At 62.9% G+C, this 25,038-nt stretch carries 26 protein-coding genes; 20 read left to right on the top strand and 6 right to left on the bottom strand.

Features of this window, described 5'->3' with window-relative positions; all coding sequences use genetic code 11:
* Positions 1–37 precede the first annotated feature (37 nt).
* The 6 genes from ACNAZA_RS10495 (at position 38) to ACNAZA_RS10520 (ending at position 5,453) form a co-directional block, all read left to right on the top strand.
* On the top strand, positions 38–808 hold the full coding sequence (locus ACNAZA_RS10495; protein ID WP_415796519.1) for an SDR family NAD(P)-dependent oxidoreductase: 771 nt from the start codon (positions 38–40) through the stop codon (positions 806–808).
* Between the two features lie 20 nt (positions 809–828).
* Positions 829–1,683: an enoyl-CoA hydratase family protein gene (locus ACNAZA_RS10500; protein ID WP_415796520.1), complete on the top strand. Its 855-nt coding sequence runs from the start codon at positions 829–831 to the stop codon at positions 1,681–1,683.
* Position 1,684: 1 nt separating this feature from the next.
* Positions 1,685–2,848, top strand: coding sequence for an acyl-CoA dehydrogenase family protein (locus ACNAZA_RS10505; protein WP_415796521.1), 1,164 nt, complete (start codon positions 1,685–1,687; stop codon positions 2,846–2,848).
* Between the two features lie 54 nt (positions 2,849–2,902).
* The gene (locus ACNAZA_RS10510) at positions 2,903–4,522 is read left to right on the top strand and encodes a benzoate-CoA ligase family protein (RefSeq protein ID WP_415796522.1); all 1,620 of its coding nucleotides are present in this window, start codon (positions 2,903–2,905) and stop codon (positions 4,520–4,522) included.
* Between the two features lie 78 nt (positions 4,523–4,600).
* On the top strand, positions 4,601–5,047 hold the full coding sequence (locus tag ACNAZA_RS10515) for an acyl-CoA thioesterase (RefSeq protein ID WP_415796523.1): 447 nt from the start codon (positions 4,601–4,603) through the stop codon (positions 5,045–5,047).
* A 13-nt stretch (positions 5,048–5,060) separates the two neighbouring features.
* A complete protein-coding gene (locus tag ACNAZA_RS10520; RefSeq protein ID WP_415796524.1) occupies positions 5,061–5,453 on the top strand; it encodes a RidA family protein in 393 nt (130 codons plus the stop codon).
* Positions 5,454–5,578: 125 nt separating this feature from the next.
* On the opposite strand, the gene ACNAZA_RS10525 is transcribed toward ACNAZA_RS10520, so the two are convergent.
* The 3 genes from ACNAZA_RS10525 to ACNAZA_RS10535 form a co-directional block, all read right to left on the bottom strand.
* Complete coding sequence (locus tag ACNAZA_RS10525; protein WP_415796561.1) at positions 5,579–6,838, bottom strand: phospholipase A; 1,260 nt, start codon at positions 6,836–6,838, stop codon at positions 5,579–5,581.
* A 65-nt stretch (positions 6,839–6,903) separates the two neighbouring features.
* The gene (locus tag ACNAZA_RS10530; RefSeq protein ID WP_415796525.1) at positions 6,904–7,239 is read right to left on the bottom strand and encodes a hypothetical protein; all 336 of its coding nucleotides are present in this window, start codon (positions 7,237–7,239) and stop codon (positions 6,904–6,906) included.
* A gap of 127 nt (positions 7,240–7,366) precedes the next feature.
* Complete coding sequence (locus ACNAZA_RS10535) at positions 7,367–9,451, bottom strand: ATP-dependent helicase (protein WP_415796526.1); 2,085 nt, start codon at positions 9,449–9,451, stop codon at positions 7,367–7,369.
* A 280-nt stretch (positions 9,452–9,731) separates the two neighbouring features.
* On the opposite strand from ACNAZA_RS10535, the gene ACNAZA_RS10540 reads away from it, so the two are divergent.
* From ACNAZA_RS10540 to ACNAZA_RS10560, 5 genes are all read left to right on the top strand, one after another.
* A complete protein-coding gene (locus ACNAZA_RS10540) occupies positions 9,732–10,520 on the top strand; it encodes a hypothetical protein (protein ID WP_415796527.1) in 789 nt (262 codons plus the stop codon).
* Positions 10,517–11,083 (top strand): GTP-binding protein, encoded by a 567-nt coding sequence (locus ACNAZA_RS10545; protein WP_415796528.1) that lies wholly within the window; start codon positions 10,517–10,519, stop codon positions 11,081–11,083. The genes ACNAZA_RS10540 and ACNAZA_RS10545 overlap by 4 nt, the downstream gene beginning before the upstream one ends.
* Entirely contained in the window at positions 11,080–11,481 is a 402-nt protein-coding gene (locus ACNAZA_RS10550) for a roadblock/LC7 domain-containing protein (RefSeq protein WP_415796529.1), read from the top strand. Before ACNAZA_RS10545 ends, ACNAZA_RS10550 begins: the two co-directional genes overlap by 4 nt.
* A gap of 90 nt (positions 11,482–11,571) precedes the next feature.
* Complete coding sequence (locus tag ACNAZA_RS10555; protein WP_415796530.1) at positions 11,572–11,931, top strand: hypothetical protein; 360 nt, start codon at positions 11,572–11,574, stop codon at positions 11,929–11,931.
* Between the two features lie 162 nt (positions 11,932–12,093).
* Positions 12,094–13,038, top strand: coding sequence for an AEC family transporter (locus ACNAZA_RS10560; RefSeq protein WP_415796531.1), 945 nt, complete (start codon positions 12,094–12,096; stop codon positions 13,036–13,038).
* Positions 13,039–13,217: 179 nt separating this feature from the next.
* Here ACNAZA_RS10560 and ACNAZA_RS10565 read toward each other — a convergent pair whose 3' ends face one another.
* Together ACNAZA_RS10565 and priA are read right to left on the bottom strand one after the other, a co-directional pair.
* A complete protein-coding gene (locus tag ACNAZA_RS10565) occupies positions 13,218–14,339 on the bottom strand; it encodes a type II asparaginase (protein ID WP_415796532.1) in 1,122 nt (373 codons plus the stop codon).
* 205 nt (positions 14,340–14,544) lie between these two features.
* Entirely contained in the window at positions 14,545–16,713 is a 2,169-nt protein-coding gene (gene priA / locus ACNAZA_RS10570) for a replication restart helicase PriA (RefSeq protein WP_415796533.1), read from the bottom strand.
* 374 nt (positions 16,714–17,087) lie between these two features.
* Between priA and ACNAZA_RS10575 the strand changes: the two genes are divergently transcribed.
* Positions 17,088–17,276: a hypothetical protein gene (locus tag ACNAZA_RS10575; RefSeq protein WP_415796534.1), complete on the top strand. Its 189-nt coding sequence runs from the start codon at positions 17,088–17,090 to the stop codon at positions 17,274–17,276.
* 10 nt (positions 17,277–17,286) lie between these two features.
* Here ACNAZA_RS10575 and hemE read toward each other — a convergent pair whose 3' ends face one another.
* The gene (gene hemE / locus ACNAZA_RS10580) at positions 17,287–18,402 is read right to left on the bottom strand and encodes a uroporphyrinogen decarboxylase (RefSeq protein ID WP_415796535.1); all 1,116 of its coding nucleotides are present in this window, start codon (positions 18,400–18,402) and stop codon (positions 17,287–17,289) included.
* 285 nt (positions 18,403–18,687) lie between these two features.
* Between hemE and ACNAZA_RS10585 the strand changes: the two genes are divergently transcribed.
* The 8 genes from ACNAZA_RS10585 to paaE are packed head-to-tail and all read left to right on the top strand — an operon-like array spanning position 18,688 to position 25,007.
* A complete protein-coding gene (locus ACNAZA_RS10585; RefSeq protein WP_415796536.1) occupies positions 18,688–19,488 on the top strand; it encodes an enoyl-CoA hydratase-related protein in 801 nt (266 codons plus the stop codon).
* Positions 19,489–19,500: 12 nt separating this feature from the next.
* Positions 19,501–19,935, top strand: a complete 435-nt coding sequence (gene paaI / locus ACNAZA_RS10590) for a hydroxyphenylacetyl-CoA thioesterase PaaI (RefSeq protein ID WP_120966042.1) — start codon at positions 19,501–19,503, stop codon at positions 19,933–19,935.
* Positions 19,936–19,948: 13 nt separating this feature from the next.
* Positions 19,949–21,232, top strand: a complete 1,284-nt coding sequence (paaK, locus tag ACNAZA_RS10595) for a phenylacetate--CoA ligase PaaK (protein ID WP_415796537.1) — start codon at positions 19,949–19,951, stop codon at positions 21,230–21,232.
* Positions 21,233–21,247: 15 nt separating this feature from the next.
* A complete protein-coding gene (gene paaA, locus ACNAZA_RS10600) occupies positions 21,248–22,264 on the top strand; it encodes a 1,2-phenylacetyl-CoA epoxidase subunit PaaA (protein WP_415796538.1) in 1,017 nt (338 codons plus the stop codon).
* A 22-nt stretch (positions 22,265–22,286) separates the two neighbouring features.
* Positions 22,287–22,586 carry a 1,2-phenylacetyl-CoA epoxidase subunit PaaB gene (gene paaB / locus ACNAZA_RS10605; RefSeq protein WP_415796539.1) on the top strand — a complete coding sequence of 100 codons (300 nt, stop codon included), beginning with the start codon at positions 22,287–22,289 and terminating at the stop codon, positions 22,584–22,586.
* A gap of 12 nt (positions 22,587–22,598) precedes the next feature.
* Positions 22,599–23,366, top strand: coding sequence for a 1,2-phenylacetyl-CoA epoxidase subunit PaaC (gene paaC / locus ACNAZA_RS10610; protein WP_415796540.1), 768 nt, complete (start codon positions 22,599–22,601; stop codon positions 23,364–23,366).
* Positions 23,366–23,920, top strand: a complete 555-nt coding sequence (paaD, locus tag ACNAZA_RS10615; RefSeq protein WP_415796541.1) for a 1,2-phenylacetyl-CoA epoxidase subunit PaaD — start codon at positions 23,366–23,368, stop codon at positions 23,918–23,920. Before paaC ends, paaD begins: the two co-directional genes overlap by 1 nt.
* A gap of 7 nt (positions 23,921–23,927) precedes the next feature.
* Positions 23,928–25,007 (top strand): 1,2-phenylacetyl-CoA epoxidase subunit PaaE, encoded by a 1,080-nt coding sequence (paaE, locus tag ACNAZA_RS10620; RefSeq protein WP_415796542.1) that lies wholly within the window; start codon positions 23,928–23,930, stop codon positions 25,005–25,007.
* The last annotated feature ends 31 nt before the right edge of the window (positions 25,008–25,038 follow it).

The raw sequence follows: 25,038 nt of genomic DNA on the forward strand, positions 1-25,038 counted from the left end.
GGCGGGTGTGCCCTGTTCGTGAGCGATGGAGAACTAAATGACAGGCGATCTAAATGATCAACACGCACTGGTGACCGGTGCGGGCCAGGGCATTGGCGAGGCGATTGCACGACAGCTGTTGGCGCGCGGCGCCAGGGTGACGGTGCTGGGGCGGCGGCCCCAGCCCTTGCAGCAACTGGTGGATGAACACCCGGACCGTTGCCATATGGTGCTGGCCGATATCGCCAATGCGGCCGAGGTAAAAGCTGCTTTTGCGCAGGCTGTGGCTGCGCAAGGTGCTATCCATATTTTGGTGAACAACGCCGGTCAGGCTTTGAGCAGCCCTTTTCTGAAGCTGGATGACCAGCACTGGCAGAGCATGCTGGCCGTCAACCTGACGGGAACCATGCTCTGCATTCAGCAGGTGCTGCCGGCCATGGTGGAGGCCGGTGGCGGCCGCATTGTCAATGTGGCCAGCACGGCAGGGCTCACCGGCTATGCCTATGTGGCGGCCTATTGCGCGGCCAAGCATGGCGTGATAGGGCTGACGCGATCGCTGGCGCTGGAGTTTGCCCAGAAGGGCATCACCGTCAATGCCGTCTGCCCCGGCTACACAGAGACCGAAATCGTCACCACCAGCATTGAGCGCGTGGTGGCCAAGACCGGCCGCACGCCGGAGCAGGCCATGGCCGAGTTTGTCAAAAACAATCCCCAGGGCCGTCTGGTGCAGCCGCAGCAAGTGGCCGACGCCGTGCTGTGGCTGTGCGGCCAGGGCGCGGGCGCAGTGACCGGGCAGGCTATTGCCGTTGCCGGTGGCGAAGTGATGTGATGTGAACACGAGGAATGACTATGAGCGACTACTCCATTGATCCCGCGCTGCGCGCCGGCAATCAGCTGCATCTGGCCGATTACCAGGCCAGGCATTTTCTGTGGCAGGTCAAAGACCAGGTGGCCACCATCACCTTGAACCGGCCAGAGCGCAAGAACCCGCTGACCTTCGACTCCTATGCCGAGCTGCGTGATCTGTTCCATAAGCTCAAATGGGCGCAGGACGTGAAGGCCGTGGTCATCGTGGGCGATGGCGGCAACTTCTGCTCGGGCGGCGACGTGCATGAAATCATTGGCCCGCTGGTAGCGCTCAAGGCTCCCGAGCTGCTGATGTTCACCCGCATGACGGGCGAGCTGGTCAAGACCATGCGTGCCTGCCCCCAGCCCATCATCGCGGCGGTGGACGGTGTCTGCGCCGGTGCCGGTGCCATCATGGCCATGGCCTCCGACATGCGCCTGGGCACGGCGCGCAGCAAGACGGCATTTCTGTTCAACCGCGTGGGCCTGGCCGGCTGCGATATGGGCGCTTGCGCTTTCCTGCCGCGCATCATCGGTCAGGGTCGGGCCAGCGAGCTGCTCTACACCGGCCGTAGCCTGGGGGGCGAGGAAGGCGAGCGCTGGGGCTTTTTCAACCGTCTTTGCGAGCCCGAGGCGGTGCTGACCGAGGCACAGAAGCTGGCCGCCGATCTGGCCGCCGGCCCCAGCTTTGCCAACGGCATCACCAAGACCATGCTGCACCAGGAATGGGCGATGACGATAGAGCAGGCGATTGAAGCCGAAGCGCAGGCGCAGGCCATCTGCATGCTGACCGAAGACTTCTCGCGTGCCTACCATGCCTTCGTCGCCAAGCAAAAACCTCAATTCAAGGGGAACTGATATGGCGGACACCAGCTATCTGCAATGGCCTTTCTTTGACGAAAAACACGCCCAGCTCGCCACCGAGCTCGATGCCTGGGCCGCGCAGCACGTGGCACATATCCACAGCGATGACAACGATGGCGATTGCCGCCAGTTGGTGAAGGTCCTAGGCCAGGGCGGCTGGCTGCGCCATGCCGTGGCAGGAGTGGAAAATGGCGGCGCTGGCGAGCAGATCGATACCCGCGCCATCTGCCTGATACGCGAAACCCTGGCGCGTCACAACGGCCTGGCGGACTTTGCCTTTGCCATGCAGGGCCTGGGTTCGGGGGCGATCAGCCTGGCCGGCACGCCTGCGCAAAAGCAGCGCTATCTGAGCCGGGTGGCTGCCGGTGAAGCGATCTCGGCCTTTGCCTTGTCCGAGCCCGAAGCCGGCTCCGATGTGGCGGCCATGGCCTGCGAAGCCCGGCTGGACGGCGATCACTATGTGCTCAATGGCGAGAAGACCTGGATCTCCAACGGGGGCATTGCCGATTTCTATGTGGTCTTTGTGCGCACCGGTGAGGCTCCGGGCTCGCGCGGCATCTCGGCCTTGATTGTGGATGCGGACACGCAGGGTTTCGAGATTGCCGAGCGCATCAACGTGATTGCTCCGCACCCGCTGGCACGCCTCCAATTTACCAACTGCCGCGTGCCTGTGTCGCAGCGCGTAGGCGCAGGCGGCGAAGGCTTCAAAGTGGCGATGCGCACGCTGGACGTGTTTCGCACCTCGGTGGCCGCTGCCGCGCTGGGCTTTGCGCGCCGGGCGCTCGACGAAGCGCTGCAGCGCGCCACCACGCGCAAGATGTTCGGCGGCGTGCTGGCCGATTTCCAGCTCACCCAGGCCAAGCTGGCGCAGATGGCCACCTTGATAGATAGCGCGGCCCTGCTGACCTACCGCGCAGCCTGGCAGCGCGACCAGGGACAGAACGTGACGCGCGAGGCCGCCATGGCCAAGATGACGGCAACGGAAAACGCGCAGCAAGTCATCGATGCCGCCGTGCAGATCTGGGGCGGCCTGGGTGTGGTCAGCGATCAGCCCGTGGAGCGGCTGTACCGCGAGATCCGCGCCCTGCGCATCTATGAAGGTGCGACCGAGGTGCAGCAGCTCATCATTGGCCGTGACTTAATCAAAAGTCATAGCTAAAAGCGCAAGACCAACCAACGCAAGACCGGGTTTTTGTTCAAAAGGTTTGGAACCATGTCGTACACCGCACATATCGACACTTTTGCTGCCGACAATCTGCCGCCGCTGCAGCTGCAGCCGGACTTTGTTTTTGAGCTGCCCGAGCTGCAGTTCCCCGAGCGGCTGAACTGTGCGGCGCAGCTGCTGGACAGACATGTGGCCGAAGGGCGTGGCGAGCGCCTGTGCATTCAGGCCGCCGGTGTGCGCTGGAGCTATGCCGATCTGCAGGACAAGGCCAACCGGATTGCGAATGTGCTCACGCAGCAGCTGGGCTTGGTGGCGGGCAACCGCGTGCTGCTGTGTGCGCCCAACAATCCCATGATGGTGGCCTGCTGGTTTGGCGTCATCAAGGCCGGCGGTATTGCCGTGGCGGCCATGCCGCTGCTGCGTGCCAAGGAGCTGTCTACCATCGTCGATATTGCGCAGGTCAGCCATGCGCTGTGCGACGAGGCGCTGCGCGCCGAAGTGCTGGGCGCCCAGCAGCAATGCCAGACCCTGAAGGTGGTGCAGTTCTTCAATGCCAAGAGCGGCGATGGCCTGCAGGGGCTGGAAGCTCTGATGGATGGAGCCTCCGGCCAGTTCGAGACGGTGGACACGGCAGCAACCGATACCTGTCTGCTGGGCTTTACTTCGGGCACCACCGGCGTTCCCAAGGCCACCATGCATTTCCACCGCGATGTGATGGCCGTCTGCGCCTGCTGGCCGCTGCACACCTTGCGCGCCAATGCCGACGATGTGTTCATAGGCAGCCCGCCGATGGCATTCACCTTCGGGCTGGGCGGACAGGTGCTGTTTCCCATGGCCATAGGCGCCAGCATGGCGCTGCTGGAAAAAGCCGGGCCACCGCAGCTGGCCGACGGCATAGAGCAGTTTGGCGCGACCGTGGTGTTTACCGCGCCCACCTCTTACCGCGTCATGGCCCAGCAAGGCGAGCGCATGCGCAAGACCCGGCTGCGCAAATGCGTCTCGGCCGGTGAGGCCTTGACCGCCTCCACGCGTGCGCTGTGGAAGAATGCCACCGGCATCGAGATCATTGACGGCATAGGTTCTACCGAGATGCTGCACATCTTCATCTCGCACCGCGAGGAAGAGGCCAGGCCCGGCGCCACCGGCAAGGCCGTGCCCGGCTACCAAGCCAAGGTAGTGGATGACGAGGGCCAGGAGGTGCCGCCGGGGACGGTGGGCAAGCTGGCCGTGCAAGGCCCTACCGGCTGCCGTTATCTGAACGACAGCCGTCAGACCAAGTATGTCAGCCATGGCTGGAACCTGACCGGCGACGCCTATCTGATGGATGCCGACGGCTACTTTGTCTACCAGGCACGCACCGACGACATGATCATCTCGGCCGGCTACAACATTGCCGCGCCCGAGGTGGAAGAAGCGTTGATGGCGCATGCGGCCGTGGCCGAATGCGCGGTGATCGGCGTGGCCGATGCCGAGCGCGGTCAGATCGTCAAGGCTTTTGTAGTGCTGCGTGCCGGCCATGCGGGCGACGAGGCCATGGCCAAGACGCTGCAGGATTTTGTGAAAAGCACGGTGGCACCCTACAAGTATCCGCGCGCCGTGCAGTTCGTCTCCCTGCTGCCGCGCACGCCCACGGGCAAGCTGCAGCGCTTCAGATTGCACCAGTCGTGATTGCTATGCTTGTAATAGCTGGTTGTGTATATGTAATATGCGCTTAGCGCGATATTTGTCTGATTTCTGGAGCCCTGCATGTCTGAGACTGTCGCCGCCCTGCCGCGCTTTGTGACGCAAGTGCCGATTCGCTTTGCGCACTGCGATCCGGCCGGCATCATTTTCTTTCCGCAGTATCTGGTGCTGTTCAACGGTCTGGTGGAAGACTGGTTCAACCAGGTGCTGCAAGTGCCTTATGCGCAGATGCTGGCGACGGATCGTATTGGTCTGCCCATCGTGCATCTGGAGTGCGATTTTCGTGCCATCACCCGCATGGGCGAGGTGGTGAGCCTGGGGCTGTCCGTGGCCAGGCTGGGCACGCGCTCGCTGACTCTGGCGCTCGACTGCCTGGGGCCCGACGGCCAGCTGCGCGTCTCGGCGCAGAAGGTGCTGGTGTTCACCGATCTGCAAACCCATCAGGCGCTCAACATTCCCTCTAATATCCGCACTGCCATGGAGCAGTGGATGCAATCGTCTTCACATTGAAAAGGAAGCAAACATGCAAGTACTGCTGCCACCGGGCTGGCCCCGGCCCAAGGGTTATGCCAACGGCGTCTCGGTGCAAGGCCGCCAGATTTTTGTGGCCGGAATGATTGGTTGGGATGGTGATGGCGTGTTCCACACCGACGAGCTGGCCGGCCAGGTACGCCAGGCGCTGCAAAACATTGTGGCGGTGCTGGCCGCCGGCGGCGCCAAGCCCGAGCACATTGTGCGCATGACCTGGTACATCACCGACAAGCAAGACTATCTGGCCCAGCAGGCCGAGATCGGCCGGGCTTACCGCGATCTGATCGGCTCGTTCAGCGTGGCGATGACGGCGGTGCAGGTGGCGACGCTGATTGAAGACCGGGCCAAGGTGGAGATTGAGGTGACTGCCGTGGTGCCTGAGTGATGCAGCTATGGATTGCGTAGCTGCACACGCATGATGGACGTGGGCTCAAGCCGGAAATGGCTTGAGTTCAGCACCCGCAAGACAAAAGGCGCCGTCGGCGCCTTTTGTCTTGCGGGTCTGCGGTCTTAGAAATCCAGCAGACTCAAGCCCACGCTGAACGTGGTGCGCTTGTTGTTGTAGTCGATCAGGCTGTCGCCATAGCCGCTGAAAAGCTGGACATGCAGGCGCAGATTGCTCTTGCCGCCATTCCAGCCCTCGCCCAGGGTGCGCAGCCATTCGACGCGGCCGGACCCCTTGCCTTTGCCCACCGAACCACGTGCGGTAAAGCCCAGGTAGTTCTGCTCGTTGACGTTCCAGCCCAGCTTGATTTCGCCGCGGCCTATGTAGTCCTGGATATGGGGGTTGTCGTCTTCCAGAGCGCTTTCGCTCAGGCGCTGCCAGGCCTTCAGATGCAATTGCCAGCGGTTGCCCAGCTCGGCGCCGGTCATCAGATACCAGCGATTCCAGCTGCGGGAAATCGGATTGCTCTGCCCGTTGGACTGGTGGACCAGGCCGACACCCGAATAGCGCCAGCGCCAGCCGAACGGCAGCTGGGCATCGCTGGGGTAGACGTAGAAGACCTCGGGCTCATGGTCGGTGTTGCGGAAGGGGCGCGAGATATCGCTGTTGAACAGCTGCCAGTAGGACTGCTGCGTATAGCCAAACCATAGCGAGTCCTTGCCGCTGGAGGTGGGGCCGGTCAGCAGGCCCGATGCAATCTTGGTGCGCGCCGACAGCTGCAGCCGCATCTCGTGCTCCTGGTAGGGCTGGGAGTCGGGTGAGCCGCGCGAGGGGGAATAAGGCTGCTGGTTGACGTTATCGCCCACGACGACCGAGACGCTCATGGGGCGGTAGCCGCGGAAGCTGAAGGTGCCGCAGTCCGAGCCCGGTTCCAGCTCGTAGTAGCGTGAGATTTCGCTGTAGCGGGGATCGCGGCAACCGCCATTGGTGGGGGTGAGGGGAAGCGCCAGACCTTGGGCGCTGCCGTCCGCTGCCATGGCGGCCGGCGCTACGGTCGCCGTCGTTGCGGCAACTGGCGTAACAGTGGGCGTGGCGTTATCGTCAGCCGCGGCCATGGAGGCCGTGGCTGCCGGTGCCGACCAGCTGCTGGCAGGCGGTGCACTCAGCGGTTGCTGGGCTTGCGCCCAGGTATCGAAACAGGCCAGGCGGGTCTGGTTGTCCGTGGTGGCCGCGCATTGGCGCCAGGCTTCGGCCGGCAGAGGAGTGGTTTCGGCCGCTTGGGCCGGCAGCAGCCAGCCACAGGCCGCCAGTGCGCTCGCAATGGCGGCGGCCGTGCCTGCTTGTGGCAGTGGTTTCAGGCGCGCGGTTGGCACAAAGGGGTACATGGTCAAGATGGCTGCAAAAAGGTGAAAAGAATGTGGCGGCTGTTGCGTTCTGGGTGGGGTTTGGGTTATTGCTGGCTTTGTGGCTGGCTTTTGCGCAGGACAAAGTTCTGGCGCTCGCCGTCTTCGCCGGCCTGGAATTCGCCCTGGATTTCGCGGGCACAGCTGTCGCCCACCGCCTGGCCCAGCCAGGTGCCGGTGATGTGCACGCCGTCTGCGCTTTCCTCCAGCGTGATGCTGCCCTGATTCACATCGCCCACCATGGGGTAGCGGCTGCCGGGGCGTTCTATCGTGCCTTTGACATTGCCCTTCCATTCAGGATGGGGGGCCAGCACGATGCGAACGGCCTCATCGCGGCCGGAGATCGTGCCCTGCCATTGGCCTTGCAGCTGCTTGTCCGTCATGACGGAGTCGGCGTTGCAAGCGCTGGCGGTTTCAGAAGTGGTTTGTGCAAAAGGGCTTGATAGAAAAGCGCTTGTAGCTATGAAAAGCAGAGCTTGTTTGAGCTTGTGCTGGGTCATTTCAATCGGATCAATGGGTCGGCCCGGTTGTCGGGCCGGTGGCAGTGGGGGCTTTGCGCGCGGCAAATTCCTCACGCAGCTTGCGCAGTTTCTCGCGCGGGTCTTCCTTGGCAGTGGCGGAGTCCAGCCCCATCTCCTTGATGAAGCGGCTGGGCTGGCAGGCCACCATTTCGCGCCCTTTCTTGCGGCGCTTGGTCCAGCTCACGGCCAGGGTGCGCTGGGCACGGGTGATGCCCACATACATCAGGCGGCGCTCTTCCTGCAGGCGGGCGGCGGTTTCGTCGCTCACTTGCAGCTGGCGGCCGTTGTCATCGTCGAGCTTGAAGGGCAGCATGCCCTCAGTCACGCCCACCAGGATCACATGCGGCCATTCCAGACCCTTGGAGGCATGAAGCGTGGAGAGCACCACCATGTCCTGCTCTTTTTCGCGTTCGCTGATGGTGGAGAGCAGAGCAATATTCTGTGAAACCTCTAGCAGGCTTTTCACCTCGGTCTGCGTGGTGGTGCCGGCCGCATCTTCGATGGTGCCGCCTGCGCGCTGGGCCATCCAGTCGCAGAACTCCAGCACATTGCTCCAGCGCGCGGCAGCCACGGTTTCGCTGTCCTCGCTGTCGTACAGATACTGTTCGTAGCCGATCTCCTTGAGCCAGTCCACGAGAAAGCTGCGCGAATCCTGCGCGCCCAGCGTATGGCGGGCGCGGTATTCCAGATCGTTGATGTAGCGGCCGAACTCCAGCAGGCTCTCGAAGGCCTTCTTGGGCAGCGCATCTTCAAGCATGGAGTTGAACAGCGAGCCGAACATGGACAGCTTGTGCGCCCCAGAGAATTCGCCCAGCTTTCCCAGTGTGGTATGGCCTATGCCGCGCTTGGGCGTGCCTATGGCGCGCAGAAAAGCCGGGTCGTCATCGTTGTTGATCCACAGACGAAACCAGGCGCACAAGTCCTTGATTTCGGCGCGGTCAAAGAACGAGGTGCCGCCCGAAACCTTGTAGGGAATATTGGCCTTGCGCAGCGCTTTCTCGAAAGGCTTGGCCTGGTGGTTGGCGCGGTAAAGAATCGCCATGTCCTTCCACGCGGGCTGGGGATTGCTGCCGGCACGCAGGCCCTGAATGCGGGCTACGGCGCGCTCGGCTTCATGTTCTTCGGTGTCGCAATCCACGATGCGCACCGGCTCGCCTTCGCCCAGCTCGGAGAACAGGGTCTTGGGAAACAGCTTGGGGTTGGGGCCGATCACATTGTTGGCCGCCCGCAGAATAGCGCTGGTGGAGCGGTAGTTCTGCTCCAGCTTGATGAGCTTGAGCTCGGGATAATCTATGGGCAGCTTCTTGAGGTTGTCCAGCGTGGCGCCGCGCCAGCCGTAGATGGACTGGTCGTCATCGCCCACGGCCGTGAAGTGGCCGCGCTCGCCGACCAGCATCTTGAGCAGCTCGTACTGCGTGGCATTGGTGTCCTGGTATTCATCGACCAGCACATGGCCCAGCAAACGCTGCCATTTCTCGCGCACCTCGGGGTGGCCGCGCAGCAGTCGCATGGGCATGCCGATCAGGTCGTCGAAGTCCACGCTCTGGTAGGCCGTGAGCCGCTCTTCATAGCGCTGCATGATGAGAGCAATCGTGCGCTCATTGTCGTCCTGGGCCATGGCCAGGGCCTTGCGGCTGTCCCAGCCGGCGTTCTTCCAGCCGCTGATGGTCCACTGCCATTGGCGGGCCGTGGCCGCATCGGTGGTGCCGCCGGCGCAATCCTTCAAGATGCCGGTCACATCATCGGTGTCCAGAATGCTGAACTGGGGCTTGAGGCCTAGCGCATGGCCGTCTTCACGCACCATGCGCACGCCCAGGGCGTGGAAGGTGCAGATCAGCACTTCCTTGGCCTTGCGGCCTATCAGCCCGGTCGCACGTTCGCGCATTTCTGCTGCCGCCTTGTTGGTAAAGGTGATGGCTGCAATACGTTTGGGAGCCATGCCTGTTTCAATCAGACGTGCAATCTTTTGCGTGATCACCCGCGTTTTGCCCGAGCCGGCACCGGCCAGCACCAGGCATGGGCCTTCTGTGTAATGCACGGCTTGAAGCTGAGCGAGGTTTAGACCTGCGGACATGTAGCAGAGGAACTCATAAAAATAGGGGAGCTGGGAGCATACAGCCTTGGTCTGTTCATGCTCGGCGGGGTGGTTTTGACAAACTGTGTCAGGGCCGGACAGCGCTCATGAAAGTCGTGGCGTTTCCATCATGCGTCGCATAGGTGTAAGTCGATGTGAGGCATTTAGGTGTTTAATTGTTGGTTCGTGAATCAGTATGTTTAGTGATTTACGTGCTTTTGCGATGGCTGACGTGGGGCTATTTGTTTTATCTATCTTTTGTGCAACAAGGTAGCAAAGCATGGCAAGAACCATTGGTGAAGTAGGTCTGGCGGCAGAGCTGTGGACTCCCGCCATCAAGCAGCGTTTCGAAACATTGTTTGCCGTCGCCTCGCGTCAATCGCTGTCCAGCTGGCGTGAGGTGCCGCCTGGCAGGGCCCAGGTGCTGGTGGTCGATGGCGGAGCTGCCGCGCCCCATGCTGCGGCCAGCATCCCTTGCGTGGTTTATGTGGGCGGCGAGGCCGCAAACCAGCCGCTGGGGCGCTCGGCCCGGGGCTGGGCAGCGCATCTGGATGTGAATTTCACGCTCTCCGACCTGATCGACATGCTGGACAGGGCCGCAGTCTTTCTCATGGACTGGAAAGCATGCCGCTCAGGCCCTATGGCTGCTCCGGCCACTGCTCCTGCCTGTGCCCCGACTTCTTTCCCGCTCTCTGCGCCCTCCGCATTGACGCTGCCTGCTGCCATGCAGGATTTGCTGAGCATGGGCGAGAACTGTACGCACCAGTTTCAGCTTGCTTCCTGGGTGGTGCTGCCGGGCGGCGTCAACTCGGCACAAAACAGCCGTGTTCTGGCCCTGCTGGCACGAGGCCCTATTGCGGCCAGAGCACTGTGCGAGCACGGTGCGATTGACATCGGCCAGCTGCAGCACTTGCTGGCCCAGGCGGCAGTGCAAAAAGTGCTGCGCTGCAGCTTGTCAACCAGCGAGGCGGCCAAGCCGCAGCACGAAGTAAAAAATCAGCCGGCAGCGGTCTCCCAGGGTTGGGTGAAGAAGCTGACCGGCTGGATTACGCGTGGAGGGCGCATATGACAGTTTTCATTCCCACGCAGCCAAGCCAGGGGCTGATGCGGGTCAGCCTGCTGGGCCCCATGGGCATAGGCAAGACCACGGCCTTGCGCAGCCTTTGCGGCCAGCTGATGGCCGGCTCCGATGTGCGCAACCTGGACCGCGCGGCGCACAGCAAGGAATTCACCACTGTCGGGGCCGAGTTTGGCGAGATCGATCTGGGCTCAGGCGAACGCCTGCAACTGGTGGGCAGTCCGGGGCAGGACCGTTTCGATTTCGTGCGCCGCTGGGTGCTGTCCGCGTCCGTCGGTGCGCTGCTGATGGTGGATGTCGGCGATGAAGAGGCGGTGGATTACGTTGCCGGGATGCTGAAGGGCATTGCACAACTGGACACAACTCCGCTGATCATCATTTTGAGTTGTCGTGAGGCCACAGGACAGCAGCTGGAGGATTTCAGCTCGGCCCTGATCGCCGGCGGGCATGAACTGGTGCCCATCATCCAGGCCGATCCCCGCGAGCGCCAGCAAATGCTGGATGCGCTGGGTGTGTTGGCGTCCCTGCTGTCCCTGCAAAGCCAAAGCCTATGAAAAACAACGCACTTCCTGTGATCCCATCGGGCATGGCGCAAGCCGGGCAAGAAATCCTCCACCGCATCGTGGCACCCGTGGAAGGCGTGCGCATTGCCTTGTTGTGCACGCCGGATGGCTTTGAAATCACGACGGTGCGTTTTCACAGCGATCTGCCGACCGAGCGCCTGTCGGCCATGGCGGGCTCGCTGATGGCCATGGCCAGGGCGGTGGCCAATGAGATCGGCCACCAGGACTGCCGCCGCCTGACGTTCGAGACGGAATCGGGCACCGTGGTCTTTCAGGCCGTGCCCGGGGAATTCCCTGCGATTTTGTGCCTGGTGGTGGATCAAAACGCCTTGCTGGGCCGTGCGCTGTGGGCGGCAGCCGAGGTGGCAACCGGGTTCCTACACCGATAGTTGTCTCAAAGAGTTTCTGATACAAGATGAATTGAGTGCGTTGAATCGCACCGCTATCCCGTGCCGGCATTCTTAACCTAAGGTGAACGTATGGCTTCTATTCAAGACTCTCTCAATAGCTTGATGACCATGGACGGCGCGCTCTGCGGCGCTCTGGTGGACAGCAGCAGCGGCATGCTGATGGGCAGCGCGGGAAGCGGGGTGGACATGGAACTGGCGGCGGCAGGCAATACCGAGGTGGTGCGCGCCAAGCTCAAGACCATGCGCATGCTGAATCTGAGCGATCAGATCGACGACATCCTGATCACGTTGGGCAAGCAATATCACATCATTCGCCCGGTGGTGGCCAACGAAGGTGTGTTCTTTTACTTTGTGCTGGACAAGACCCGTGCGAACTTGGCGCTGGCCCGCCGCAAGGTGGTGGATGTGGAGAGGGATTTGAAGCTGTAAGCGTCAGCACCCATCCGGTTCTCATCAAGCTCGCATCGGCCTGCCTCGCGCAGGCTTTGTTGTTTCGGGCGCTGCCTGGTGAGGCGGTGGCTGCAAAAATTTCACGTGATGCCTGCGGGCGTGAACAGCTTCCAAAGGCTGCGGCCCTGTCAGAATTTGCGGGTGCTGTCCGTTCTACTCATCACCTTCCCCTTCTTTGCCCTGGTGGCCTGCGGCTTCATCGCCACCTGGCGCGGTGTTCTGCCGCTGGCGGCGATTCCGGGGCTGAATGCCTTTGTGCTGTACTTTGCCCTGCCTTGCATGCTGTACCGCTTTGGCGCACAGACGCCGATAGCGCAGCTGCTGGATGTGAACGTTACGGTGGTCTATCTGCTGTGCGGTCTGCTCATGGTGGGGACGACGGTGATGCTGACCCGTCGGCGCATGGGCTGGAATGATGCGGCCTTTGGCGCGCTGGTGGCCGCCTTCCCCAATACCGGCTTCATGGGCGTGCCCATGCTGGTGGCGTTGCTGGGTGCCCAGAGCGCCGGCCCGGTGATTGTGACCATGGCCATAGACATGATTCTCACCACTTCGCTGTGCATAGGGCTGTCGCGGCTGGATCTGGCGGGCGGCCTGTGGCCGGCGCTGCGCAATGCATTCAAAGGCATGCTGGCCAATCCCATGCCCTGGTCGATTGCGCTGGGCGGCATGGCCTCGGCCATGGGCTGGGTTCTGCCGGGCCCGGTCGATCAAACCGTGGCCATGCTGGCGGCAGCGGCCTCGCCGGTGGCGCTGTTCACCATCGGTGCCGTGCTGGCCCGTTCGCAGCGCAACAGCCACGAACGCGTGGCCGCGCGTGACTATGTGCCCATAGCGCTGGCCAAACTCGTGGTTCATCCGCTGCTGGTGTTTGCCGTGGGCAAGGCTGCCATGGCCCTGGGCCTGCCTTTGAGTCAAAGCGCTCTGGTGGTGCTGGTGCTGCTGGCGGCGCTGCCATCGGCCAGCAATGTCTCGTTGCTCACCGAGCGTTACGGTGCCCACAGCGGCCGCGTTGCCAGAATCATTCTGGTCTCAACCAGCCTGGCCTTTCTGACCTTCTCCGCCGCCGTGGCCTTGATGGTTTGATCAAAAACAAGAGCGGCCTGCGCAGATCACATCTGTACAAGCCGCTGTTTTTATCGATGTCCGTAAATTAGGCATGTCCCATCAAAGAGACACCGAGGAAGGGCCGCCCCGCACCGAAGGTGTCGTCCCCCTCCCGAAGAGAGAGGGGGAAGGCGCGTCAGCGCCTCAGGGGGTGAGTCTCAATACTCCCAGAACATCCGCTGCAGTTCCTTGGTGTTCGCACCCTTGGTCAGCGCCAACATGGTCAGAATGCGGGCTTTCTCGGGGCGCATATCGTGGGCCACGACCCAGTCGTATTTGTCATCGGGCTGCTCGGCGTTGCGCAGCACAAAGCCGTAAGGCACGCGCGAGGAGCGCACGATGAGCGTGCCCTTGGCGCGGGCGTCCTGCAGCGGCTTGACCATGCGGTCGGCCACCGAGCCATTGCCGGTGCCGGCATGGACGATGGCCTTGGCGCCGGCATCCACCAGCGCATTCACGGCCGTGGGCTGCACGCTGCCGTAGGCGTAGACGATGTCCACCTGGGGCAGCTTGTCGATGCTGTCGATATTGAATTCGGACTGGTTGGTGTGGCGCTTGACGGGGGCGCGGAACCAGTAATTCTTGCCCTCCACCACCATGCCCAGCGCGCCCCACTGGCTCTTGAAGGCGCCGGTCTGGATGTTGATGTCCTTGTTCACATCGCGGGCGGTGTTGATCTCGTCATTCATGGTGACGAGCACGCCCTTGCCCTTGGCATCCTTGGAGCCGGCCACGCTGACGGCGTTGACCAGGTTCAGCGCACCGTCGGCCGACAAGGCCGTGCCGGGGCGCATGCTGCCGACCACGGCGATGGGCTTGTCGGTGTGCACGGTCAGGCTCAGAAAGTAGGCGGTCTCGGCCAGCGTATCCGTGCCGTGGGTGACGACGATACCGTCCACATCGGCTTGCTTGGACAGCTGCGAGACGCGCTTGGCCAGGGTCAGCAGATTGTCATTGGTGAAGCTCTCGGAAGCGATCTGGAACACTTGCTCGCCGCGCACATTGGCCACCTGGGCCAACTCGGGCAGGCCGGCCAGCAGCTTGTCCACCGGCACCTTGGCAGCCGTATAGGTGGCGCTGTTGACGGTGGAGGCACCCGCACCCGCGATGGTGCCGCCGGTGGCCAGCACCACCACATTGGGCTTGGCCGTCTGGGCTGTTGCGCTCTTGGCGGCAGTGGCCGATGCATCCTGGGCCAGTGCGGCGCCGGGCAGGGAAAGCAAGCCGGAAACGGCCAGGCTGGCGGCCAGCAGGGTGCGACGAAGAATACGCTTGTGCATGTAAGAGTGCTCCGAGGGTTGAAAGTGCCTGCTCTCGTGGAGCAGCCCCTCGCACCATGCAATAGCCATGCCGGGATGCACAATCGCGCAAATCCCGATGGCGCCGGGTATGAAAAGAATTTAGGGTTTATTTGATAGCTGCATGTGCTTGATACATAAAGGCTGGAGGCCAAAAAGGCTTAAATTTCTGAGCTGACGCATAGCTTCAGATGCTCAGAGGATCCACATCGACCAGCCAGCGAACAAGGCCTTTGTGATCGGGCAGGCCGCGCAACCAGTGCAGATACTGCTGCCAGCTGTTCAAAAAGCGCAGCAGGGCGCTGCGATTGGTGGCTTCCAGCAGCATCTGGGCGCGCTCCACATTGGCCACGCGCTGCACCGCCATGGGGATGGGCGGGTAGATGAAGACCTCGTCCAGATAGGGCAGGCCGGCGTCTTTGGCCACCTGGGTCGCCGCACTCAAAAACGCCTGCGCGGCTTCCTGGGTCCGCGCATCGGCGCGGACTATGGCCTGGAAGGCATAGGGCGGCATGCCCGCGTCCAGCCGCTCCTGCAACTGCTGCTTGGCAAAGGCCGGGTAGTCGTGCCGCTTGAGGGCCGCATAGACGGCGTGCTGTGCATCATGGGTCTGAATCCACATCTCCGGCGCGCTGCCCTGGGCCTTCACATACAGGGCGTCGCGCCCGGCCCGGCCTGCGGCCTGCATCAGCAGACAGAACAGGCGCTCCGGCGCACGGTAGTCACTCGAATACAAAGCGCTGTCGGGCTGCACGGCAGCCACCAGGGTGATGCGTCTAAAGTCGTGGCCCTTTGCCACCATCTGCGTGCCCACCAGCACGTCGATGTCTCCGGCGTGCATGGCGGCCAGTTGCTCTTCCAGACTGCCCTTGGCCTTGGTGGTGTCGGCATCGATGCGGGCCACGCGGGCCGGATCGCCGTCGGGGCGTTGCACATTGCGCAGCAGCCGCTCCAGCTCCTCCTGCAGCTGCTCCGTGCCCTTGCCCAGCGGCAGGATGTCGGGGTTGCCGCAGCTGGGGCAGGCAAAGGGCACGCGCTGGGTGAAGCCGCAGTGGTGGCAGCGCAGCGTGCGGTCGCCCTTGTGGAACACCTGGTGGGCGCTGCAATGGGGACAGTCGCTTTTCCAGTTGCAATCGGCACAAAACAGCACGGGGGCAAAGCCTCGGCGGTTGAGCAGGATCAGGCTTTGCTCACCGCGTTTGACGCGGTCGGTGATGGCATCTATCAGCGGCGGCGAGAACACGATGCGTTTGGGCTGCTGGGTCATATCCACCAGCCGCACCCGGGGCAGAGCCGCTGCGCCAATCCGGCTGGGCATCTCCAGCCGCTGGTAGCGGCCCACCTCGCCATCGCTGGCATACCAGCTCTCCAGCGAGGGCGTGGCGCTGCCCAGAATGACTTTGGAGCCGGTATCGCGCCCGCGCCACAGGGCCAGATCGCGGGCCGAGTAGCGCGCGCCTTCCTGCTGCTTGTAGCTGGCGTCATGCTCCTCGTCCACCACGATCAGCTTCAGGCCCGGCAGGCTGGCAAAGATAGACATGCGCGTGCCCAGCACAATGCGGGCGCGGCCGGTGTGGGCGGCCAGCCAGCTTTTCAGACGCTGAGGATTGGTCATGCCGCTGTGCATGCTGACCACGGCCTCCTGGCCGTACTGCGGCGTGAAGCGTGCCACAAAGCGCTCTTGCAACTGGGGCGTCAGATTGATCTCGGGCACCATTACCAGGGCCTGGGCCTCGGGGTTGGCATCCAGCAAGGCCTGTACGGCGCGCAGATAGACCTCGGTCTTGCCGCTGCCGGTGCTGCCGTAAAGCAGAAACGGACCGGGATTTTGCTCGATTTGCGCAAATACCGAGGTCTGTTCTGCGCTTAGTGCTACCAAAGGCGTAGTGGGGGCCGGCGCTGCCACGGCAATGGCGGCTGCTGCGTCCTCGAAGTTTTCCTCGGCTTGGGCCTTCTTGCTTTTGCTGCTCTTGGCCTTGGCGGGCTTGGGCGGAGCCAGGCGCCGGGTCAGCTGCTCGGCCGTCATATCGCGCAGCTGGGGCGGCAGAGCCGTCACGGCAATCTCGCCCACGCTGCGCTGATAGTAGTGAGCGGCAAAGCCCACCAGCCGCCGCCAGCCCCGGCTCAGGGGGGCAATGCCCGGCAGCACGCAGGCAATGCTGCGCAGCTCCACGCCCGGCGGAATGTCTGCCGGCGCGGCCGGCGTATCCCAGACCACACCCAGCAGTTCCCGCTTGCCCAGAGGTACGCGTACCAGCGTGCCTGGCTGCAGCACCTCGTCACAGGTGTAGCTGAGCAGCTCGCCCACCGCGCTATGGGCGGGGGTCTGAACGGCGACATGGGAGATATGGGGCATGGGCAGGCGAAACGATCCGAGGGCGGCCCAAGCATACGCGAGGCGCTGGCTGAGGGCGCCGGCGGAGGTTCATGGGATTTATGTGGATAACTTTGTGGGGAAAGCGAGCCAGATCGGCGTCATCGGCTGCTGGTGATTGATTTTTGTGCTCACATTCTTGAAATATGATTTAGATATTTTCTATTAAAATCAATAACTTGCGTTTTATTCTGTGTTGTGGATATCTATGGAATCCGCCGGTAAGCGCTAGATTGCTGCCTGAGCGTGCTTGTGCATAAATCAGCATGGCGGTCGCTGTCAAGCGCGTAGCTCCCAGGACCTAAATGTCGATAAATGCGTCAATACGCTCCATATTTCGCTAAAAACATAGCGTCATGGCCGGACGCGGCAAGGCGGTGGCGCATCAAAAGCCCAATCTGTGGATAACTCTGTCAATTCCAAGGGTTTACCCTTTAATTGCTGCTGAACTCAATCTGCGCCGCAGTCGTCCGAGCTTCAAGGGCATGTGGCAAGGCTCCGACATGGCCCATAAGCAAAAAGGACCCGAAGGTCCTTTTTGCTGAGCGCAGCCGTTTAGCCCGCCGCACGCATGGCGCGCGAATGGCTGTGCACGGCTTCGACCAGGGCCGCCACATGTTCGGGTGGGGTGAACTGGCTGATGCCGTGGCCCAGGTTGAAGATGTGGGTAGGGCCGGTGGTGGTCTTGTCGGTGTGAGGCTTGCCAAAGCTGTCCAGCACGGCACGGGCCTGGGCGGCCACTTGCTCGGGTGGAGCAAATAGCACATTGGGGTCGATATTGCCCTGCAGTGCCTTGCCGGGGCCGCCGACTTCACCGCCGACGATGGCGCGGGCCTTGCCCAGGTTGGCCGTCCAGTCCAGACCCAGGACTTCGCAGTCCAGGGTGTTCATGTCCTGCAGCCAGATGCCGCCGCCCTTGGTGAACACGATGCGGGGCACATCCGTGCCGTCCACACCGGTGCGCTTGAGCTGGGCCAGCACGCGCTTGGTATAGGCCAGGCTGAATTGCTGGAACATGCCGTCGGCCAGCACGCCGCCCCAGCTGTCAAAAATCATCACGGCCTGGGCACCGGCATCGATCTGGGCATTCAGGTAAGCGGCCACGCTGTCGGCGTTGATTTCCAGAATGCGGTGCATCAGGTCGGGGCGCGCATACATCAGGCTTTTGACCTGGCGGTAGTCGTCGCTGCCCTTGCCTTCCACCATGTAGCAGGCCAGCGTCCAGGGGCTGCCGGAGAAACCGATCAAGGGCACGCGGCCGTTGAGTGCCTTGCGGATGCTGGTGACGGCATCGAACACATAGCGCAGCTTGTCCATATCCGGCACGGCCAGCGCGGCCACGGAGGCTTCGTCGCGCACATTCTTGGCGAAACGCGGGCCTTCGCCTTCGGCAAACGACAGACCCAGGCCCATGGCGTCGGGAACGGTCAGGATGTCGCTGAAAAGAATGGCGGCATCGAGCGGGAAGCGCTCCAGCGGCTGCAGCGTGACTTCGGTGGCGTAGTTCACGTTGGTGGCCAGACCCATGAAGCTGCCGGCCTGGGCGCGGGTGGCTTTGTACTCGGGCAGGTAACGGCCCGCCTGGCGCATCAGCCACAGCGGCGTGTAGTCAGTGGCCTGGCGACGGCAGGCGCGCAGGAAGGTGTCATTGGTCAGGGGAGCGAAACTCATGGGGGGATTGTCGCCCACTCCGGCCCGTCAGGTGCATGCATTCCCGAGCAGGTGATGGAACCAATAGGTTGCAAAGGACTGCCAAAAGCCGCAAGAGACGCCAAGGCCTCAGGCCGCACAAGGCTTTGCCGGGGTTTGCCCTTGTCTGCTGCAGTCTCTGCTGTTTGCCGCGATTCGGGTTTGTTCGGGCACTGCTTGCGCTGGCTCAAATTACTATTTACCGACCAAGCGGTAGATTTTGTTTCTGATCTGCCGCAAGCCAGTCTTGCTAGCAGAGGAGTGAGCATGTCGGAACCTCTTGTCCTGGTGCTGAACCGTGGTGCCGTGCGCACCTTGTGGCTCAACCGACCCCAGGCTCTCAACAGCTTTACCGGAGCCATGCATGAGGAACTGCTGGCAGCGCTGCAGCAGGCTGCTGCAGATTCAGAAGTGCGTTGCGTAGTTCTGACAGGTGCTGGACGCGGTTTCTGTGCAGGTCAGGATCTGGCCGATGCGGATGCCGCGCCTGCGGCCCCAGGCGAGCCGCCCACGGACTTGGGCGTCTTGATCGAGCGCCATTACCGCCCCTTGTGCGAGCTGCTGCGCAGCATGCCCGTGCCGGTGATTGCGGCCGTCAACGGCGTGGCGGCCGGGGCGGGCGCCAATATCGCGCTGTGCTGCGATCTGGTGGTGGCGGCGGAGTCGGCCAGTTTTATCCAGGCCTTTACCCGTATCGGCTTGCTGCCCGATAGCGGCGGCACCTGGCTGCTGCCGCGTCTGGTGGGGCGTCAACGTGCTCTGGGGCTGGCGTTGCTGGGCGACAAACTCTCGGCCAGCGAGGCCGAGCAAATGGGGCTGATCTGGCGCAGCCTGCCCGATGCCGGCTTCGAGCTGGCCGTGGCGGCCATGGCCGACAAGGTGGCCGCCATGCCGACAAAGGCCTTGGTGGCGACGCGCAAGGCGATTGATGCGGCGCAGCATCTGGACTTTGGCGCCTCGCTGGCGCTGGAGGCCGCTGAGCAAAAAGCCCTGGGCAGCGCCCATGACTACCTTGAAGGCGTGGCCGCCTTCATGGCCAAGCGTGCGCCGGTGTTCAGCGATCGTTGAAAGCAGGACGATATGAATCCTCAACAAACCGCAGAACATGTGCGCGACGGCATGCTGGCCCGCGACCGCGCCGCGCAGGGGCTGGCCATGCGCATCACCCATATCGCCCCGGGTCAGGCCACGATTGAAATGGCCGTGCGGGACGACATGCTTAACGGCTTCGATATCTGCCATGGCGGCTTTATCACCACGCTGGGAGATACGGCGTTTGCCTATGCCTGCAACTCCTATAACGAGATGACGGTGGCCTCGGGACTGGCCGTGGATTTTGTGGCTCCGGGCCGACCCGGCGATGTACTGGTGGCGCAAGCGACCGAGGTCTCGCAGGCCGGGCGTACCGGCGTGTATGACGTGACGATTCGCAACCAGAAGGGCGAGGCGATTGCACTGTTTCGTGGTCGCTCCTACTGCATGAAGGGCAGGCCTACCGTGCCTGTTCAAGCTTGAAGAGGTGAGCAGCATGAATGCACGCGAAGCCATAGAAACCGCCAGCCGCGATGAAATTGAGGCGCTGCAGCTGCAGCGCCTGCGCTGGACGCTGCAACACGCTTACGACCATGTGCCGCATTACCGCCAGGCCTTTGATGCGGCAGGCGTGCACCCGGCCGATCTGAAAAGCCTGCAGGACATTGCCAGGTTTCCCTTCACCACCAAGAAGGACTTGCGCGACAACTACCCCTTCGGCATGTTTGCCGTGCCGCGTACGCAGGTGGCGCGGGTCCATGCCTCCAGCGGCACCACGGGCAAGCCCACGGTGGTGGGTTATACCCAGAACGACATCAATGTCTGGGCCGATCTGGTGGCCCGCTCCATTCGTGCGGCCGGCGGCCGGCCAGGGGACATGGTGCATATCGCCTACGGCTACGGGCTGTTCACGGGCGGTCTGGGCGCGCACTACGGCGTGGAGCGTGCCGGCTGCACGGCGATTCCCATGTCGGGCGGACAGACAGAAAAGCAGGTACAGCTGATTGAGGACTTCAAGCCCGACATCATCATGGTCACGCCCTCCTATATGCAGGTCATCCTCGAAGAGATGCTGCGCCAGGGCAAGGACCCGCGTGCCAGCTCCTTGCGCACCGGCATCTTTGGGGCCGAGCCCTGGACCGAAGCCATGCGCCACGAACTGGAAAGCAAGGGCGGGCTGGACGCGGTCGATATCTACGGCCTGTCGGAAGTGATGGGCCCGGGCGTGGCCAGCGAGTGTGTGGAAACCAAGGACGGCCCGGTGATCTGGGAGGACCATTTCTACGCCGAAGTCATAGACCCCGACACCGGCGAAGTGCTGCCCGACGGCAGCGAGGGCGAACTGGTGTTCACCTCCTTGTCCAAAGAGGCCATGCCCATCATCCGCTACCGCACGCGGGATCTGACGCGTCTGCTGCCGCCCACGGCGCGCTCGTTCAAGCGCATGGGCAAGATCGTGGGCCGCTCGGACGATATGCTCATCATCCGTGGCGTCAACGTCTTTCCCACCCAGATCGAAGAGATCGTGCTGCAAAACCAGCAGCTTTCGGGCCAGTACCAGATCGTGGTGACGCGCGACGGCAATCTAGACCAGATGGCCGTGCGCTGCGAGCTGCAGCCTGGCATGCAAGCTCAGGCGCAGCAACTGGCCGACTGGGTGCAGCAGCGCATCAAGACCTTGATAGGCATCAGCACGGCGGTGGAGGTGCTGGGCGCCGATTCCATAGAACGCACCCTGGTGGGCAAGGCCCGCCGCGTGATCGACAAGCGCCCGCGCTAATCAAAGGAGTACGCCATGTACACCCAAGCCCTGGATTTGATGGCCAAGGAAGGCCAGGCCGACAAGCCCGTGCTGCGCAGCGCCGAGGAGCTGCAGCTGCAGGAGCGCTTCGATGCCCGCATTGACGCCGGCGACTTCATAGAAGCCAAGGACTGGATGCCCGAGCATTACCGCAAGACGCTGCTGCGCCAGATCAGCCAGCATGCGCATTCGGAAATCGTCGGCATGCTGCCCGAAGGCAACTGGATCACGCGCGCGCCCACGCTCAAGCGCAAAGCCATTTTGCTGGCCAAGGTGCAGGATGAGGGCGGCCATGGCCTCTACCTCTATGCCGCCGCCGAAACCCTGGGCACCAGCCGCGACCAGATGGTGGATGCGCTGCACACCGGCAAGGCCAAGTACAGCTCCATCTTCAACTATCCCACGCTGAGCTGGGCCGATGTGGGCGTGATCGGCTGGTTGGTCGATGGCGCGGCCATCATGAACCAGGTGCCCATCTGCCGCTGCTCCTATGCGCCTTATGCACGCGCCATGGTGCGCATCTGCCGCGAGGAAAGTTTTCACCAGCGCCAGGGCTTTGACAGCCTGCTGACCATGATGAAGCAGGGCACGCAGGCACAGCGCGACATGGTGCAGGACGCGGTCAACCGCTGGTGGTGGCCCACGCTGATGATGTTCGGCCCGCCCGATGACCAGTCGCCCAATTCGGCTCAGTCCATGCGCTGGGGCATCAAGCGCATCAGCAATGACGACTTGCGCCAGAAGTTTGTCGATGCCTCGCAAGAGCAGGCCGCCGTGCTGGGCGTGAGCTTTCCCGACCCCGAGCTGCGCTGGAACGCAGAGCGCCAGCACTACGACTTTGGCGCGATTGACTGGAGCGAGTTCTGGCGTGTGGTGGGAGGCGACGGCCCCTGCAACCGCGAGCGCCTGACCGCCCGCGTCAAGGCCTGGGACGACGGTGCCTGGGTGCGCGAAGCGGCCCTGGCCCATGCCGAAAAGCAGGCGCAGATGCCGCGCAAACACGCTATTTGAAGCCAGAGAATCGAGGTCCGTGATGAACATCGCTCAAGACAAAAAGGAATGGCCGCTGTGGGAGGTATTTATCCGCAGCAAGGCCGGGCTGGATCACAAGCACTGCGGCAGCCTGCACGCCTGCGATGCCGCCATGGCCATACAGATGGCGCGCGATGTCTACACCCGTCGCCAGGAAGGCACCAGCATCTGGGTGGTGAAGTCCGAACAGATCGTGGCCAGCGATCCCGGCGACAAGGATATGTATTTCGATCCCGCGCAGGACAAGGTGTACCGCCACCCCTCGTTTTACCAGCTGCCCCAGGCGGTCAACCACATGTAGGAGGGCGCAGCCATGCAACACAGCATCGCATTGCCGGATGATCTGGCGCAGCAATACCTGCTGCGCCTGGGCGATACCTGCCTCATCCTGGCGCAGCGCCTGGCCGAGTGGTGCGGTCACGCGCCGGTTCTGGAGGAGGACATCGCGCTGTCGAATATGGCGCTGGATCTGGTGGGCCAGGCCCGCGCCGTGCTGACGCTGGCGGGCAAGGCTTCGGGTCACGACGAAGACCAGCTGGCTTTTTTGCGAGAGGAGCGCCACTACTACAACCCCACGCTGGTGGAGCTGCCGCGCGGCGACTTTGCCCATACCGTGGTGCGCAACACCATGGCCGCCACCTGGCTGTTGCTGCTGTGGAGCGAGCTGCAGCAGTCCGACGATGGCGAGCTGGCCGCCATTGCAGGCCAGGCCGTCAAAGAGGCACGCTATCACCAGGAGCATGCGGCCGACTGGCTGGTGCGCCTGGGCGACGGCACCGAGGAATCGCATCGCCGCGCCCAGAATGCCGTGGATGCGCTATGGCTTTACACGCCCGAGCTGTTCAGCGCCGATGCCGTGGATCTACATGCCGAAAAAACCGGTCTGGGCCCCCGCTGGAGCGCTTTGCAAAAACCGTGGCTGGCGCAGATGCAGGCGGTGCTGGATGCGGCAACACTGGTAGCGCCCAAGGACAGCGCCTTCGTCAGCAGCGGCAAGCATGGCATTCACAGCGAGCACATGGGCTTCATGCTGGCGCAGATGCAGCATCTGCAGCGTGCCTACCCGGGCGGGGTGTGGTGATGAACGCGGCTCTTGCGCATCCCGCAGACCTGACGCGCGTGGCCCAGGCCTGGGCCGTGCTGGCGCAGATTCCCGATCCGGAAGTGCCGGCTGTCACGCTTTGCGACCTGGGCATGGTGCGCTCGGTAGAGGAGGTGGGTGAGGTGCTGGAAGTGGCGTTGACGCCCACTTATTCAGGGTGTCCAGCTACGGAAATGATAGAACAGAGCGTGATCGACGGCCTGCGCTGTGCCGGTCTGGGTCCGGTGCAGACAAGGCTGCAGCGCGCACCGGCCTGGACTACGGACTGGATCACGCCCGAGGGCCGCGCCAAGCTGCGCGCCTATGGCATTGCGCCGCCTGGCCAGGTGCAGCCCCATGAATCCATCACCTTGCGCTTTGTGCCGTGTGCGCAATACCAGCAGCAGCGTGGCCAGACTCAAGCCGGTGTGGCCTGCCCGCGCTGCGGCAGTGCGCAGACCGAGCGGCTTTCCGCCTATGGCTCCACGGCCTGCAAGGCGCTGTACCGCTGCCTGAGTTGCAGCGAGCCTTTCGAATATTTCAAACCGATCTGAGTCCGCCATGAGCACCTTGTTCTACCCGCTGACCGTGCGCTCCGTGCAGGCCGATACGGCCGAAGCCGCCATCGTTTGCTTCGAGGTGCCGGATGCCTTGCGCACGCAGTTTGTCTTCACGCAAGGGCAGTACCTCACGCTGCGAACCGAAATCGAGGGGCAGGATCTGCGCCGCTCGTATTCGATCTGCGCCGGCGTGGACGACAAGGAGCTGCGCGTGGGCGTGCGGCGCGTGGGCGGCGGCGTGTTCTCCAACTGGGTCAATGAACACCTCAAGGCCGGCGACCAGATTCAGGTTATGCCGCCGCAAGGCCGGTTTTTTGTGCCTATCGATGCGGCTGCGCAGCGCCACTATCTGGGCATTGCCGGCGGCAGCGGCATCACGCCGATTCTGTCCATCATGAAGACGGTGTTGGCGCGCGAGCCCGGCAGCCGCTTCACGCTGATCTACGGCAATCGCAGCGTGCAGTCCACCATGTTCAAGGAGGAGCTGGAAGACCTCAAGAACCGCTATCTGACGCGGCTGGTGCTGCACCATGTGTTTTCGGCCGAGGACACCGATGCGCCTTTGAACATGGGGCTGATGAACCGCGACAAGATTGCGCAGTTTCTGGCCACGGTAGTGCCGGCGCAGCAAGTCAGCGAAGCCTTTGTCTGCGGCCCTTATCAAATGAATGACGAAGCCGAATCCGCCTTGTTGGCGGCCGGCGTGGAGCAGGCGCATATCCATATCGAACGCTTTGGCGTGCTGCCGGCTGCGGGCTCTGCTGCCGCGCAACAGGCCGGCCGCAGCCAGGATGCGCACAGCGCGCAGATCACCTTGATTCGCGATGGTTTGACGCGCAATTTCCCCTTCAAGGAGCAGCATGCCAGTCTGCTGCAGGCGGCCGAAGCGGCGGGTCTGGAAGTGCCTTTTTCCTGCACCTCGGGCGTGTGCGGCACCTGCCGCGCCAAGTGCACGCAAGGCGAGGTACGCATGGAGCGCAATTTCGCCCTCAACGCAGCCGAGGTGGCTGAGGGCTTTGTGCTGACCTGCCAGTGCCGCCCTCTCAGTGCTTCGGTTACGCTATCGTTTGATGAGCGGTAGGCGCTTTTCAACCAAGCAGTACAGCGCAAAA

This window comes from Comamonas aquatilis (assembly GCF_965139575.1).
Lineage (GTDB): Bacteria > Pseudomonadota > Gammaproteobacteria > Burkholderiales > Burkholderiaceae_C > Comamonas > Comamonas aquatilis.